Origin of the sequence: Marinomonas sp. SBI8L (genome assembly GCF_001624705.1) — a bacterium.
In the GTDB taxonomy this organism is placed as follows: domain Bacteria; phylum Pseudomonadota; class Gammaproteobacteria; order Pseudomonadales; family Marinomonadaceae; genus Marinomonas.
In genome coordinates, this window is the sequence record NZ_JSEO01000009.1 from 34,722 (window position 1) to 49,887 (window position 15,166).

11 protein-coding genes are annotated in these 15,166 nt (G+C 42.7%); 4 read left to right on the forward strand and 7 right to left on the reverse strand.

The genetic code is table 11. From position 1 onward, the window contains the following. The first annotated feature begins 140 nt into the window (after positions 1-140). A complete protein-coding gene (locus OA91_RS14320) occupies positions 141-1,253 on the forward strand; it encodes a TRAP transporter substrate-binding protein (protein WP_046015401.1) in 1,113 nt (370 codons plus the stop codon). 79 nt (positions 1,254-1,332) lie between these two features. Here the strand turns inward: OA91_RS14320 and OA91_RS14325 are convergent, their stop codons facing one another. The 7 genes from OA91_RS14325 to OA91_RS14355 all read right to left on the reverse strand — a co-directional run bounded on the left by OA91_RS14325 (position 1,333) and on the right by OA91_RS14355 (position 9,654). Then, positions 1,333-2,022, reverse strand: coding sequence for a hypothetical protein (locus OA91_RS14325; protein ID WP_046015400.1), 690 nt, complete (start codon positions 2,020-2,022; stop codon positions 1,333-1,335). 64 nt (positions 2,023-2,086) lie between these two features. Next, the gene (gene putA, locus OA91_RS14330; protein ID WP_063338984.1) at positions 2,087-5,194 is read right to left on the reverse strand and encodes a bifunctional proline dehydrogenase/L-glutamate gamma-semialdehyde dehydrogenase PutA; all 3,108 of its coding nucleotides are present in this window, start codon (positions 5,192-5,194) and stop codon (positions 2,087-2,089) included. 194 nt (positions 5,195-5,388) lie between these two features. Next, positions 5,389-6,165 carry an AraC family transcriptional regulator gene (locus tag OA91_RS14335; RefSeq protein ID WP_231870376.1) on the reverse strand — a complete coding sequence of 259 codons (777 nt, stop codon included), beginning with the start codon at positions 6,163-6,165 and terminating at the stop codon, positions 5,389-5,391. A 104-nt stretch (positions 6,166-6,269) separates the two neighbouring features. Further along, complete coding sequence (locus tag OA91_RS14340) at positions 6,270-6,572, reverse strand: putative quinol monooxygenase (protein WP_063338985.1); 303 nt, start codon at positions 6,570-6,572, stop codon at positions 6,270-6,272. A 177-nt stretch (positions 6,573-6,749) separates the two neighbouring features. Beyond that, positions 6,750-7,712, reverse strand: coding sequence for an NADPH:quinone reductase (locus tag OA91_RS14345; RefSeq protein ID WP_063338986.1), 963 nt, complete (start codon positions 7,710-7,712; stop codon positions 6,750-6,752). Between the two features lie 24 nt (positions 7,713-7,736). Beyond that, the gene (locus OA91_RS14350; protein ID WP_063338987.1) at positions 7,737-9,125 is read right to left on the reverse strand and encodes a TRAP transporter large permease; all 1,389 of its coding nucleotides are present in this window, start codon (positions 9,123-9,125) and stop codon (positions 7,737-7,739) included. Further along, positions 9,118-9,654 carry a TRAP transporter small permease subunit gene (locus OA91_RS14355; protein WP_063338988.1) on the reverse strand — a complete coding sequence of 179 codons (537 nt, stop codon included), beginning with the start codon at positions 9,652-9,654 and terminating at the stop codon, positions 9,118-9,120. Before OA91_RS14355 ends, OA91_RS14350 begins: the two co-directional genes overlap by 8 nt. 397 nt (positions 9,655-10,051) lie before the next feature. On the opposite strand from OA91_RS14355, the gene OA91_RS14360 reads away from it, so the two are divergent. The 3 genes from OA91_RS14360 to pstA all read left to right on the forward strand — a co-directional run bounded on the left by OA91_RS14360 (position 10,052) and on the right by pstA (position 15,155). Further along, on the forward strand, positions 10,052-11,056 hold the full coding sequence (locus OA91_RS14360; RefSeq protein ID WP_197477817.1) for a phosphate ABC transporter substrate-binding protein PstS family protein: 1,005 nt from the start codon (positions 10,052-10,054) through the stop codon (positions 11,054-11,056). Between the two features lie 106 nt (positions 11,057-11,162). Next, the gene (locus tag OA91_RS14365) at positions 11,163-13,418 is read left to right on the forward strand and encodes an ABC transporter permease subunit (RefSeq protein ID WP_063338989.1); all 2,256 of its coding nucleotides are present in this window, start codon (positions 11,163-11,165) and stop codon (positions 13,416-13,418) included. Positions 13,419-13,460: 42 nt separating this feature from the next. Beyond that, positions 13,461-15,155, forward strand: a complete 1,695-nt coding sequence (gene pstA, locus OA91_RS14370; protein ID WP_231870377.1) for a phosphate ABC transporter permease PstA — start codon at positions 13,461-13,463, stop codon at positions 15,153-15,155. Positions 15,156-15,166: the final 11 nt, after the last annotated feature.

Here is a 15,166-nt window from a genome sequence, read left to right on the forward strand (position 1 = left end):
AAAAATCAGTTGAGACAATGAGCTAGTGCGCCTAGTATTTGTTTTACTAGTTTTGTTTAGATGGGCAAAGCTGACTTTTTAGACCTTATCAATAGGCTGATAAAAGCAATATAAATAACAATAAAAGCTGAGGAATCAAAATGTTTACAGCAAAAAGTTTTGGAAAGTGGGCGGTTGCAGGGTTAGCAGCCGCAACCTTAGTCGCTTGTGGCGGTGGTGAAAAAGCTGAAGAGCAAGCGAAGGTTGAAACTAAAGCCGAAGTGATCAACTGGAAAATGGTAACTACCTGGCCGAAAAACTTCCCTGGTTTAGGTACAGGTGCAGAGAAACTAGCAAAAAACATTACAGAGATGTCCGGTGGACGTCTGAATGTAAAAGTTTATGCAGCGGGTGAGTTAGTACCGCCACTAGAAGTCTTTGATGCTGTATCTCGTGGTACCGCCGAAATGGGCCACGGTGCGTCTTATTACTGGAAAGGTAAAGCGCCAGCGGCACAATTCTTTGCTGCGGTTCCTTTTGGATTAACTGCACAAGAAATCAATGCTTGGGTTAGTCATGGCGGCGGTATGGCTCTGTGGGAAGAGGTATATGCTCCATTTAATCTAGTCCCTATGGCAGCAGGTAACACTGGTGTTCAAATGGGTGGTTGGTTTAACAAAGAAATTAACTCTATTAATGACTTCCAAGGCCTGAAAATGCGTATTCCTGGCCTAGGTGGTGAAGTACTCAAAAAAGTAGGTGGTACACCGGTTAACTTGCCTGGTGGCGAAATCTTTACTGCTTTACAAACAGGCACGATTGATGCGACAGAGTGGGTTGGTCCATATAACGACCTAGCATTTGGTCTTTATAAAGCAGCTAAATTCTACTACTACCCAGGTTGGCATGAGCCAGGTACAACGCTTGAAGCTATGGTTAACAAAACAGCATTTGATGCATTACCAGCAGATCTTAAGTTGATTGTTAAAGCGGCTGGTCGTCAGGCTAACCAAGATATGCTTGATGAGTTTACGGCTTTGAACAATGACGCTCTAGAGACTCTAGTTAATGATCATAATGTTCAACTTAAGCCTTTCCCGAAAGAAGTACTCGCACAATTGCGTTCTGCTTCTGATGAGACTTTGAAAGAAGTGGCGGCAGGTGATGAAATGAGTAAGAAAGTATACGACTCTTTCATGGACTTCCGTTCTAAAGTGAGTAAATGGCATGCCGTGTCTGAACGTGCTTATATCAATGCTCGTGATGCTGACTAGTTAAATCACTTCACTAGTAAGTACAAAAAAGGCTTCAAAGTTTAACTTTGAAGCCTTTTTTAATGCCGTTAAACAGGGGTTAATCTGTTTTACTGCCTAACTCTAGAAGTGTTGCATTACCACCAACAGCGGTCGTATTGGTACTAATGGTTTGCTCCGTAGTGAATTGGTGAATAAAGCTTGGTTTAGCCTGATTTGAGTAATTGATGAAATCAGTTTCACTTACTAGCTGACATAAAAGGCCTTCTTTATTCGCAAGTGTCTGCTTTATTTCAATCAAGTTCTTATCATCAGTTAGTGCACAAACGCCAGCGAGTCGTATGTCTTGTAAGTTCTCTTGATGCTCTGCTTGGTTTGCTTCTTGTAAGACACCTTCAGGTAAATAAGCATCTAAACTCGCTAGAAGAGTCTGACCCATTTCACCATGATGAATCACACTGTTTCCTGCAACTAAGGCGGCATAAACCTGGCCTACAACAGCTGTAAATAGTTGCTCTCTTTGAGCTGACAAGTCTGTAATAAGGCTGACAAATACACCACGACCTTGGTTTGAAAGTAGGTTACTTTCTCCTGTAGGTCCTGGCATTAGCTGCTTAGCGGCAATTTGAGCTAGTGCATTATTAATCTGCCACTGAGCCATTTTTCTTGCATCACCTGTTAAGGTATTAAGGCTGTTTGTTAGCTTTTCAGCGCGTTGCTCAGTACCTAGTTGGTTCCATAGTGGAAACGCCTGCATTGCCTTATCTATTTGTGTTTTATTAGCATTCATAATATCTGTACCTAAATTCTTTTACCTGTATTGGCTGCTTATAAATAAAGTGTAGCGTCACACTTTATTTCATAAAGGCCGCTAAATAATGAGGTCCGCCCGCTTTTGGTCCTGTGCCTGATAGGCCTTGACCTCCGAACGGTTGAACACCTACAACGGCACCAATTTGATCTCGGTTAATATAAAGGTTACCTACACGCGCAAGCTCAGCAATGCGTTGGCAAGTGGTTTCATTACGGCTATGAACACCCATGGTGAGGCCAAAACCTGAATTATTGATTTCTTCAATCATATTCTCCAACTCGCTAGCTTGGTAGCGTACCAAATGCAGAATAGGGCCGAATTGCTCATCACCTAATTGATTAATGCTGCTTAGCTCAAACGCAGTTGGTGCAATAAAGGTACCTTGATCGCATGCTTCTGGTAGCTTTGTTTGACCAATTAACTTAGCTTCTTTTTTCATGGTCTCAATGTGCGCAGCAAGCTTGTTCTGAGCTGTTTTATCAATCACAGGGCCAAGGTCTGTACTGTGGAACTGAGGGTCAGCAACCACTAGCTCTTGCATCGCACCTTGTAGCATGGTGATAACACGGTCAGCGATATCTGCTTGTACAAAGAGTACACGCAGGGCTGAGCAGCGTTGACCTGCTGAAGCAAAGGCTGAATTAACCGCATCTCTTACAACTTGCTCTGGCAATGCTGTGGAGTCAACTATCATGGCATTCTGTCCACCTGTCTCAGCAATGAGAGGAACAGGGTCGACACCACGAGCAGATAGCGCACGGTTAATACGTTGTGCTGTTCCTGTGGAGCCGGTAAAAGCAAGACCAGCAATACGCTTGTCAGAAGTAATTGCATTACCCACAGTTGCGCCATCACCCGGTAATAGATGAATAACGTCGGCGGGAATGCCTGCTTCTAACAATAGCTCTACCGCACGCATGGCAATTAAGCAGGTTTGCTCTGCAGGTTTAGCAACAACCGTATTACCGACAACTAGCGCGGCAGTTACTTGGCCAAGGAAGATGGCCAATGGGAAGTTCCAAGGGCTAATACAAGCAAATACACCTCTGGCTTCAAATGTTTGCTGCTGTTGCTTGCCTCTAAAGTCAGTATAAGGCTTAGCTTGGGCTAGATTATCTTGGCTGAAGCAAGCGTAGTAACGACAGAAGTCTACCGCTTCTCTTACTTCATCAATGCTGTCTTGTATGGTTTTACCTGCTTCTTTGTGGCAAATTGCAACAAACTCAGCCAGATTTTGCTCTAACAAGTCAGCCATCTTTAAAAGGCAAGCAGCACGCTCAGACATAGGTCTTGCTGACCAACTTGGGAAAGCGTCTTGTGCTTTGCTGATAGCAAGGCTTACTTGATCTGCGTCTGCCCAGTTTAGTTCACCCACTACCTGACTTTGCTTGTATGGGCTACGAACTAGATGTTGTATGTCTGTCGCTAGTTTTTCACCAGAAACTAATGGGCCTGCTTGCCAAGTGTTTTGCATAAAGCTTTGCACTTCTTTTTCAAATGGCTGCCATTGAGAGCTGATGTCGATATTTGGGCTAAAAGAGTTTTGGCGCTCTTCGAACATATCAATTGGTAGCTTGATATAAGGATTAGCCAGTGTTTTGCGGCTTAACAGGGTTTCAACAGGGTGATGAGTTAACTCTTCGACTGGGCATTTAGCATCCACCAGCCTATGTACGAAAGAGCTATTCGCGCCATTTTCAAGCAAGCGACGAACTAGGTAAGGAAGTAGGTCTTTATGGCTACCAACAGGCGCATAAATACGTACATTCACAGATTGATCTTTGATTACGCGGTTATAAAGCGCATCACCCATACCATGTAGGCGTTGGAATTCGAACTCAGCTGTACTTGCACCTGTATTGCCTGCAATCGCATTAATCGCTGCAATTGTATGAGCATTATGTGTTGCAAACTGAGGGAAGATCCACTGCCTTGCATGCTGGCTTAATAGGTAATGGGCGCAGGCAAGGTAAGACGTATCTGTTGACTCTTTACGTGTATAAACAGGGTAACCATCAAAACCTTTTTGTTGACACAGTTTGATTTCAGCATCCCAGTAAGCACCTTTTACCAAGCGTACAGGGATCTGATCTCCTTGCTCTGCTGCAATGGCTGTTAACCAAGTTAGAACCGGAAGAGCGCGTTTAGAGTAAGCCTGAATGACTAAACCAAATAAGCCCCAGCCTTTACAAACAGGGTCTTGGTAAAGCTTTGCAAAGAGCGTCAAAGACATTTCTAGGCGATCAGCTTCTTCGGCGTCGATAGTAATACCAACATTTTTCGCTCTAGCTTTGATAATAAGGTTTTTTACGCTTTCAAATAGCTCAGACATTACTCGAGCTTCTTGTGCAACTTCGTATCTTGGGTGAAGAGCTGATAACTTGATTGAGATAGTTGGGTTTGCTGCGCTACCTTTATAAGTGTCTTTTGCCACGCTATCAATTGCGCGCATGTAAGCATCAAGGTATTTATCAGCATCCTGTTGTGTCAGTGCTGCTTCACCTAACATATCGAATGAATAGCTATAACCCTTATCACGATAGCTTTTACCGCGAGAAAGAGCTTCTTTGATAGAGCGACCTAGAACGAATTGGTGCCCCATGATTTTCATTGCTTGATACATGGCTTTTCGAATAACAGGTTCGGATAAGCGGTTTACCAAGCGATTCATCAGATTAGCGGGAGTGCCATCTTCTTTCTCATTCATGCCAACCACTTTACCTGTTAGCATCAAGCCCCAAGTAGAAGCGTTTACAAAAAATGAATCAGAATTTTTTAAGTGGCTATTCCAGTCCGCAGCGCTCAGTCTGTCACGGATAAAAGCATCGGCAGTTTCGCCATCAGGCACACGCATCAAGGCTTCTGCTAGACACATTAGAAGAATGCCTTCTTTGGTATCTAGGCTGTATTCTAATAACAATGAATCAATCATGCTGCTGGCTTCATCATCAGCACGTACGGCTTGAATAAGCGCTGTTGCATTGTTCGTGGTTGCTTCAAGCGTTTCTTTAGAAGGCTTAGCAAGAGGCAGTAGCTGAGTTAACCAGCTCGCTTCATCCACATTGTATAAGGGAGAGATCAGTTCCCATAACTGGGCAGGTTTTTGCTTGATGAAAGAAGAATCAAGCACATCAATTGCGTTAAACATAAGTAAGCTCCATACCCAAGTGGGGAGATAGAATACAAGCGCTCGCTGTTTTGATTTTAGAACAATATCGACAAATCAAACTGTGTTAGCGAGTTGCTAATGTGACATTTTGCTTACTGTATGATGACTTTTAATTTCAGTCTTATTGAATGCTCGCCTAATTTTACAAAAAACTCTGGGCGAACGAGGGAAGTTTAAGTGAGGTACAGCTTTTGAAAGCGAACTGGGCTTATCCCTAATTCTTGAGAGAAAAGTGTGGTCATTGCGCTTTGGCTGGAAAAACCACAAAGGCTTGCCGCTTGAGAGGCTGAGTAGCCATTGGCTAATAAAAATTGGGCATGTTTGAGGCGCTTTTGCTGTACATATTGATGGGGAGTTAGGCCCATTTTCTCTTTAAACCTTTGATGAAATTGACTCACACTTAAGAAACAAAACTGAGCTAATTCTTGCATCTGAATTCGGCGAGAAAGGTTGTTGTCTATATATTGATCCAACTTATCTATGTCTAATCGACGGCCAGCTGTTGTCGGCGTGACTATGTCTGTTTCGGTAAGTTGGTGGCGTATTGCACTAAGCAATGTGTTACCACAGGCTCTGGCAAGTAGCTTGTCATCAGGGTGCTGTTCTAACTCGCTGCTTAAGCTGGTGGCCAATAGTTTTAATCTGGCATTAAGCTGGAAAAAGCTTGCCTGATCAAACATGCGTGAAACCAACTCGTACTCTTCTTGGGTAATGGCCTGTTGAGGAGGGATAGGCAAGTTCACTACCATGATGCGGTTTTCACCTAAACCTGCAAAAGCATGGCCTTCACTTGAAGGTACGACACAACCACCGCCAGGGGCGAGCTGCTTACCTTGCCCTTGAATGTCAAAATCCGTGTCGCCATCAAGCACTATGACCAACTGATGATACTCATGGTCATGGGTGTGTGCCTGAATGGGCAAGGATAGTACATCAGAGGGCGTTAACACATTTCTCTCCGCCATTTAGTATAGATAAAATCAGTTTATACAATGGCGGCTAGAATAGGTAAAGACTTGTTGTCTTTTGTTTAGATAAAAGCTTTTCTAGAAGGTTAGAAAGCGTCCAACCTAGAGACTTCTTCTAAATAAGAAACTTTATAAGGTTCAACAAGATAACCATTAAACTTCTCAAGTTCAGGGCTTTCAGAAATCATTCGAACATATTCTTTATGATCATCAACAGAATCCCAGTTTTCTATCTCAAAAACTTTGTTGGCTCTATCAGGAGTAGTAAAGATGGTCACATTTTTGGCGCCAGCTTGAATCATACTCGCTTGGTGGGACTGGAGAAGGTCAATAAATTCATTTACTAAAGGTGGCTTAACTTTAAAGCTTACAACGACTGTCACACTCATATAAGGCTCCTTTCAAAGTGCATTATTAAGTTAGGCTAGCAAATAAGTTTGGGCTGAAATAGCGTATTAGTAAAGTTTCTATTTCATATAGTGAGCCTAGTTTCATTTTAAAAATATGGCCATTAAAACAAGGTATTAATGACCATAAAGTTGAAACCCTTCTCGATAGAAGAGAGTTTAATTCGCTAAAGTGACAACTAGGTTACCTAATGCACCTGCTTTTAAAACATCCTCATGGGCTTGGCCAAGTTCATCCAAAGAATAGGTTTTACGAACGACAGGAGTAAGTAAGCCTGAACTTAGTAGCGGGTAAAGTGACTTACCAATTTGCTTAAGAGCAGGTGTTTTTACATTAGCAAGGGCAACCCCAACAACAGCGGCATCACGAGCCATGAGGTCTCTTGGGTTAATTTCGACAGTACCTCTGTTACCGATAACCGCAACACAGCCTCCGTGGGCTAGGGCTTTTAAGTCCTGATCCAAGTTTTGGTCTGCAAGCATCTCGATAATGACATCAAAGCCATTCTCTAGGTTTTGAAAAGGGACAAGGTGGTCTGCATCTTTGTGATTGATCACATGATGAGCCCCTTGCTCCTTAAGAAGCGCTTCACCGGCTTCTGAGCCCGCACTAGCCACAACTTCTAAGCCTGCCGCTAAAGCAAGTTGTACGGCAGCAATACCAACAGCGCCTGTACCACCATGAATCAATACTTTTTGGCCTGCTTGAGCATGCGCTCGGCCGAATAAAGCTCTATGGGCTGTGGTGTAGGGTACGCCCAAGCAAGCGCCTTGTTCAAAGCTAATGTTATCAGGTAGCGGAAACGCCTTTTCAGCCAAGCATGAAGCGAATTCAGCAGATGATCCTGATAAACAACGACTAAAGTAGATACGATCGCCGACTTTAAACTCAGTCACATCGTCAGCCACTTCAACCACAGTACCTGCACCATCGTTCCCTGGTGTATGAGGGAAGCTGGCTTGATAGTTGTTAGTACCAGAACGAATATAAGTATCGACTGGATTGATACCTGCCGCGCCAATTTCTACTAATAGCTGACCTGCTGCAATGACAGGTTTTTGAGCTTCAACCACAGCCAAATCGGATGCTGGGCCATAATCTTGTATTTGAACCGCTTTCATAGGATGTCCTCTTATATGCTTGGCTTAATCACCGTAAATGACACTCGGTAACCAAGTGGCTAACTCAGGGTAAATGGCTAATAGCACCAACATGGCAACTTGAATCAAGATAAAAGGGACAACACCTTTATAGATTGATTGAGTTTTCAGTTCTGGCGGTGCTACACCTCGTAAATAAAATAGTGCAAAACCAAATGGTGGTGTTAGGAAAGATGTCTGCAGGTTAATTGCCATCATGATACCTAACCAAACGGGATCTAACCCCATTGCTAATAAAACCGGTGCAACAATAGGCACCACAACAAAGGTAATCTCGATAAAGTCTAAGATAAAGCCTAATAGGAACATGACTAACATGACAATTAGCATGGCACTAAAGACACCACCAGGTAATTGGCTAAAGAAGTTATGAATTAACTCTTCGCCACCAAACCCTCTAAAGACAAGGGAGAATAGTGACGCCCCGATCAGGATTAAAAATACCATTGAAGTAACGCGTGTAGTGGAGTAAACCACTTCTTTTAAGGTAGCAAGGTTTAAACGACCACTGGCTAGTGCCAAGATTGCTGCACCAAAAGCACCGACACCAGCAGCTTCTGTTGGCGTCGCAATACCTGTCAAAATAGAACCTAGTACCGCTAAGATAAGGGTCAGTGGTGGCACCAAGCCTTTTATCAGAAGAATATATACTGGCTCTGTAGAGCCTGCTAATAATTCATCCTTAGGCACTGCTGGGGCTTTGTGAGGCTGTAACCAAGCCACAATTGCTACATATAAAATGTAGGCAACTACTAATAGTAGGCCTGGAATCAAGGCACCAACAAAGAGGTCGCCTACTGATACGGTTTTAGGAGAAAAGATGCCCATTTCCAATTGTGCTTTTTGGAAAGCATTGGACATAACATCGCCTAAAAGCACTAGTGCAATAGAAGGTGGGATGATTTGACCAAGTGTCCCTGTTGCACAGATTGTGCCTGCGGCAAGGGATGGATCATAACCGCGACGTAACATGGTAGGTAATGAGATCATCCCCATGGTAACAACCGTCGCACCTACTATCCCTGTACTCGCTGCGAGTAGCATACCCACTAGAATCACAGAAATTCCCAAGCCACCGCGCAAAGTACCAAATAGCATTGCCATACTATCTAGCAGTTTTTCGGCAAGCTTAGACTTTTCTAACAAGACGCCCATAAGGACGAATAAAGGCACCGCAATCAGGGTTTCATTACGAATAATGCCAAATAGGCGATTAGGCAGAGCTTCTAAGAAAACGGGGTCGAAGGTTCCCATCATGCTGCCAAGGCCAGCAAAAATTAATGCTGTACCAGCTAATGAGAAGGCAACAGGGTAGCCAAAGAGTAAAAAGATACAAACAGCCCCAAAGAGCCAGAGTGGAATTAACTCAGTCATTTTGAGGTCCTTGTGTTGATTCAGAAGAGAGTTGGCCTGTAATTATGCCTATGCTCTTAAATATGTCGGCAAGGCCTTGAATAATGAGGGTAATCATCATTAAAGGTATCAAGGTTTTTAATAAGTAAACGAAAGGTAGGCCGCCAGGTTCTTGTGATGTTTCCATGACTCTCCAAGATGCAGAGACATAATCAAAACTCAAGTAACTGGTATAAAGGGTGACAGGTAAAAGGAAGAGAACTCCTCCTATTAGGTTTACCCAAGCTTTTTTCTTATCACTAAAACCGCGATAGAAAACATCTACACGTACATGTTCATCTGACTTAAAGGTGTAGGCTGCGCCTAACATAAAGACTAACGCGTGTAGGTAAAGTACTGACTCTTGTAAAGCGATAGAGCCGGCATTAAAGCCATAACGCATGACAACGATAAGGCAGGTTAGCGCCATCATTCCTAAAGTAAGCCAGGCAACGCACTTACCTATCACAGAAGAAAGCGACTCAGCTAGGTCGATTATTATTTTTAGCATGATCAAAGTCCACAGACTGTTTGTTATGTATTGATTTAAGACGTATTTTCGCCTTTGAGGCTCAAGTTTATGGGATTTCAAATGCCAAATACACAGTAAGTGTTAATTAGATCAAGGATTTATCTTAATAAGAAAAATAGCTGCATATAACAAATGTGACAAAGGGCGTAATAAAAGATGCTTTTATGACACTGATAAAGACGCATTAATTTAATAAAAAGCGCTTTTTTGAAAAAATAGTTAAAAATATTTATTTATAACTATTTGATATTTATGAAATTTATTGATAATAAACAAAAAACTTGAATACAAATTTAGGAGCCTGTCTGGCTTTAACATTTTTGTCACATTCCCTCGCTATAGTATCAATCATCAAACAAGATATGGGAATTACCCCATGAATTTGGATGTAACCACTGAGGCTATTGTAATGATGAAAAATTTAGTTGCCGGTCTAGCTCTTACTGCTGCCGCAAGTTTATCTGTAAGTGCTGTTGCTGCTGTTGATCCAATGCTGCCTTCATATAATAAGGCAAGCGGTGTTTCTGGCAACATTTCAAGTGTTGGTTCGGACACACTGGCAAACCTAATGACACTTTGGGCGGAAGATTTTAAACGTTTATACCCAAATGTTAACATTCAAATTCAGGCTGCTGGTTCTTCTACTGCGCCACCAGCACTAACTGAAGGTACTTCAAACTTCGGCCCAATGAGCCGTACTATGAAGGACAAAGAAGTTGCTGCTTTCGAAAAGAAATATGGCTACAAGCCAACAGCGATTCCAGTAGCAATCGATGCTCTTGCGGTTTTCGTACACAAAGATAACCCAATTAAAGGCCTATCTTTGCCACAAATCGATGCTATCTTCTCTTCTACACGTAAAGGTGGATACAACCAAGATATCACTAACTGGGGTGCAACAGGCCTAACTGGTGCTTGGGCTAACCGCGACGTTCAATTGTTCGGTCGTAACTCAGTATCAGGTACATACGGTTACTTTAAAAAGAAAGCGCTTTTCAAAGGTGACTACAAAAACAGTGTCAATGAGCAGCCAGGTTCAGCATCTGTTGTACAGTCTGTATCAACATCTTTGAACGGTATCGGTTACTCTGGTATCGGTTATAAAACATCTTCTGTACGCGCTATCCCACTAGCGAAAAAAGAAGGCGGTAAGTTCATAGAAGCGACGCCTCTAAATGCTGCGAAAGGTTCTTACCCACTATCACGTTTCCTATACGTTTACGTGAACAAGGCTCCAAACAAGCCTCTTGATCCACTACAACGTGAATTCGTTAAAATGGTATTGTCTCAACTTGGTCAAGAAGTTGTAGTAAAAGATGGTTATGTACCACTACCTAGCAAGGTTGCTAACAAGTACTTGAGCGATCTAGGCATTCAATAACATTTGAATGGTACAGCAAGATCATAAGCAGGAAAGATTAGTCTTTCCTGCTTTTCTTATGCTTGCTGTTGTCACAAATATGCAACAAATTACAAGATGATTTCTGATGAGTAAAACAACAGACCGTCAAGCCCCAGATTTGGATTTCAACAGCCCAGCTTTGCTACGCCACAGAAAAGTGAGACGAGCAAAAGACAAGGCTGCTACAGCCGGTATCGCAATAGGTGGAAGCAGCGTTATTCTTGCTGTACTACTGATTTGTTTTTACCTTTTATATGAAGTTGCGCCACTTTTTGCAGGTGCTGAAATCGAAGCGGAAGCCGTGTATAGCTTGCCGCACCAAGAAAGTGGTGCTAGCCATTACTTAACGGTTGAAGAGCAAAATGAAGTTGCCATGCGTGTTGCCCAAGACGGCAGCATTATCTTTTTTGATAACTTAAACGGCGATGTTATCAAACAAGTAAAAAGCACGGTTGCAGCGGATATGACAGCCTTTGCGATTGAAGATGATACCAGTCGTATTATGGCGCTAGCTTATGACAATGGTCAGCTTGTAATTGCTCAACATAACTACAAAATTACTTACCCAGATGGCAAACGAAAAATTACTCCGTTAGTTGAGTATCCATTTGGTGAGCAAGCGATTGATGCTGCTGACTTCCCCATTAAACAAGTCGCAATTAGAAACGGTGAAGAAGCCTTAACACTTGTTGTTATTGGTGATACTCAAAGCCGTATCGTTAAGCTTGAAAAAGACGTTAACTTTATCACTGAAGAGGTGGAGCTAACCGAACTTCAAGCCGAGCTACCATTTATTGATAATGCAACCTCTTTGCTTATCAGTGGCGATCAAAGATATCTATATATAGCCACTCAGTCAGGTGCTATGACAGAGCTTGATTTACGTGAGATTGATAATATCCGTATTAAGGCTCAGCATCAGCTTACCGAAGAAGGTAAGGATTTAACCTCAATGAGCTACTTACTGGGTCAATCATCTATCATGGTGTCTGACGCAAGCGGTAAAGTGAGCCAATGGTTTAACGTTCGTGATGAAGATAACGTTGAAAACCTAACCTTTATTCGTGATGTTACTCAACCTGTTGGCATTATCGATGTGGCGATGGAACAGCGTCGTAAAGGCTTCGCTACACTAGATACCCGTGGTGTTGTTGCGATTTATAATGCTACCTCTTCACGCCAAGTGATTAATGAAAAGTTGAGTGATGAGACAGCGACTAACATTGCTTTCTCTCCAAGAGCGAATGGTTTACTGCTAGAAGACAGCCAAGGTATCCGTTTCTTCAAAATTGATAATGAGCACCCTGAAGTATCATGGGGATCATTATGGTCTGAGATCTGGTACGAAGGTTATCAAGAGCCAACTTATACTTGGCAGTCATCTGCTGCTAACAATGACTTTGAGCCTAAATACAGCTTGATGCCACTTGCGTTTGGTACGTTAAAAGCGGCGTTTTATGCCATGGTTATGGCTGTGCCGTTAGCTATCTGTGGTGCTATCTATACGGCTTACTTTATGGCGCCTGGTCTTCGCCGTAAGGTGAAACCAGTAATAGAACTTATGGAAGCCCTACCAACGGTTATTCTTGGTTTCTTGGCGGGTTTGTTCTTTGCACCTTTCCTTGAAGAAAACCTAGCTGCAGCCTTCAGTATTCTTGTGGTGTTACCTATAGGTATCCTGCTATTTGCTTATATCTGGTCTCGTTTACCGAATCAGATTCGTTGGTTATTGCCTGATGGATGGCAACCAATACTCTTGATCCCTGTGATCATTTTCTTAGGTTGGGCATGTGTCGCCATGAGTCCGGTGATTGAGCTGAACTTCTTTGCGGGTGATATGCGTGGTTGGATCACTAATGACCTAGGCATTACGTTTGACCAAAGAAACGCTTTAGTTGTTGGTTTTGCTATGGGCTTCGCGGTTATCCCAACCATCTTCTCTATTACTGAAGATGCCATATTCAGCGTACCTAAAGCACTGACTCAAGGGTCATTAGCATTGGGTGCAACTTACTGGCAAACCATGGTTCGTGTGGTACTACCAACAGCGAGCCCAGGTATCTTCTCTGCCATTATGATAGGTATGGGTCGTGCTGTTGGTGAGACAATGATAGTACTGATGGCAACCGGTAATACACCGATTATGGATTTCAACATCTTCGAAGGTATGCGTACTCTAGCGGCCAACTTAGCGGTTGAAGTACCTGAGTCAGAAGTTGATAGCTCACATTATCGCATCTTGTTCTTGGCAGCATTTGTGCTCTTCTTGTTTACCTTTGTGGTTAACACGATTGCAGAAACTGTGCGCCAACATTTACGTAAAAAATACGGTTCTCTGTAACTTATAGTGAGCAAGAGTATGACAAGTATTAAAGAGAAAAAAATGCAAAAACCATCCGTTTCAAATTGGTTTAAGTCCGGTGATCCATGGGTATGGCTAAACGCTGGTGCCGTGGCAATATCTGTGATCATGGTCATTGGATTATTACTTCTTATCGCTGTACGTGGTTTAGGCCACTTCTGGCCAGCTGATATTGTTGAAGCTAGATATGAAGTACCAGGTCAACCTGCTTACAAGCTAGTTGCAGAAAGAGTAGAAAGTCTAGAAGTACCTGCTGTACAAGTGAGAGAAGCAGGTATTGAAATTAGCGAAGATAAAGAGATTGTTTCTCGTACGCTAATGAAAACAGGTAACCGTGATATTTACGGTTCTGACTTTCGTTGGGTAATTGATGATTTCCTAACGGAAGTAACAAAACCTGAAATGCTATTTGCTGCTGAAAGACATGAATGGGGTAACCTTTATGGTTACCTGCAAGCAGTGAAAGAAAGTGGCACCGTGATTGCTGAAACGCAAGATAAGCAAGCGACTGACAGTGCGTTAGCGACTTGGGAAAGTTTTGAGAAAAGCATCGAAAGAGCGTTAGTGATTCATGAAGACATCTATCAGATTGAAAAACATGACATAGGTGCGATTAACCATGGTTTAGAGCGTTTACGTTTAAAGCAACGTTCTTTAGAGCTTAATGATGAGCTAACACCAGCAATCTTAGCTGACCTAGATGCTGATAGAGCAGTATTTGATCAAGAGTATAAAGTGCTGCAAGAGCGTTTGATTACACTTTATGGTGAAATCAATCGTGATACCTTCGTAGTAGAAGCGATGGACGGCACTATTAGTGAGTTACAGGTTGCTAAAGTGGTTCGTGCTTTTAGACCTAATGCGATGAATGTCTTTGATAAAATTGGTTTCTACGGCGCTAAGCTATGGGAATTCTTATCTGATGATCCTCGTGAAGCAAATACTGAAGGCGGTGTATTCCCAGCTATCTTTGGTACCATCATGATGGTATTACTGATGACTATCTTGGTAACACCTTTTGGCGTTGTTGCAGCGGTTTACCTAAGAGAATATGCGAGCCAAGGTTGGTTAACACGTGTGATTCGTATCGCTGTAAACAACCTAGCTGGTGTACCTTCAATCGTATACGGTGTATTCGGTTTAGGTTTCTTCATCTACTTTATGGGTTCTTCGATAGACCAAGCTTTCTTCCCAGAAGCTCTACCTTCACCAACATTTGGTACAGGTGGCTTGATGTGGGCGTCAATTACCTTGGCTCTGCTAACGGTTCCTGTGGTCATTGTTGCAACAGAAGAAGGTTTATCTCGTATTCCTAGAAACGTCCGTGAAGGTAGTTTGGCTTTGGGTGCAACCAAAGCAGAAACCCTATGGCGTGTTGTTTTACCTATGGCGAGTCCAGCTATCATGACAGGTGTCATCCTAGCGGTTGCGCGTGCCGCAGGTGAGGTTGCGCCACTTATGCTTGTAGGTGTTGTTAAATTGGCGCCATCTTTACCGTTAGATGGTAACTATCCATTTATTCACCTAGATCAAAAATTTATGCACCTTGGTTTCCATATCTATGATGTGGGTTTCCAAAGCCCAAATGTTGAAGCGGCAAGACCACTTGTCTATGCCACAGCCCTATTGTTAGTGATAGTAATTGCTCTATTGAACTTAGCAGCCGTTACCATTCGAAATCACTTACGTGAAAAATATAAATCGCTGGAAATGTAGATAGCAGAGAA

Excerpts from the sequence above, each read along its gene's own strand:
- putA (WP_063338984.1), bottom strand. The coding sequence starts at position 5,194 with ATGTTTAACGCAATTGATGTGCTTGATTCTTCTTTCATCAAGCAAAAA.
- pstA (WP_231870377.1), top strand. The coding sequence starts at position 13,461 with ATGCAAAAACCATCCGTTTCAAATTGGTTTAAGTCCGGTGATCCATGG.
- OA91_RS14350 (WP_063338987.1), bottom strand. The coding sequence starts at position 9,125 with ATGACTGAGTTAATTCCACTCTGGCTCTTTGGGGCTGTTTGTATCTTT.
- OA91_RS14340 (WP_063338985.1), bottom strand. The coding sequence starts at position 6,572 with ATGAGTGTGACAGTCGTTGTAAGCTTTAAAGTTAAGCCACCTTTAGTA.
- OA91_RS14345 (WP_063338986.1), bottom strand. The coding sequence starts at position 7,712 with ATGAAAGCGGTTCAAATACAAGATTATGGCCCAGCATCCGATTTGGCT.
- OA91_RS14325 (WP_046015400.1), bottom strand. The coding sequence starts at position 2,022 with ATGAATGCTAATAAAACACAAATAGATAAGGCAATGCAGGCGTTTCCA.
- OA91_RS14355 (WP_063338988.1), bottom strand. The coding sequence starts at position 9,654 with ATGCTAAAAATAATAATCGACCTAGCTGAGTCGCTTTCTTCTGTGATA.
- OA91_RS14360 (WP_197477817.1), top strand. The coding sequence starts at position 10,052 with ATGAATTTGGATGTAACCACTGAGGCTATTGTAATGATGAAAAATTTA.
- OA91_RS14320 (WP_046015401.1), top strand. The coding sequence starts at position 141 with ATGTTTACAGCAAAAAGTTTTGGAAAGTGGGCGGTTGCAGGGTTAGCA.
- OA91_RS14365 (WP_063338989.1), top strand. The coding sequence starts at position 11,163 with ATGAGTAAAACAACAGACCGTCAAGCCCCAGATTTGGATTTCAACAGC.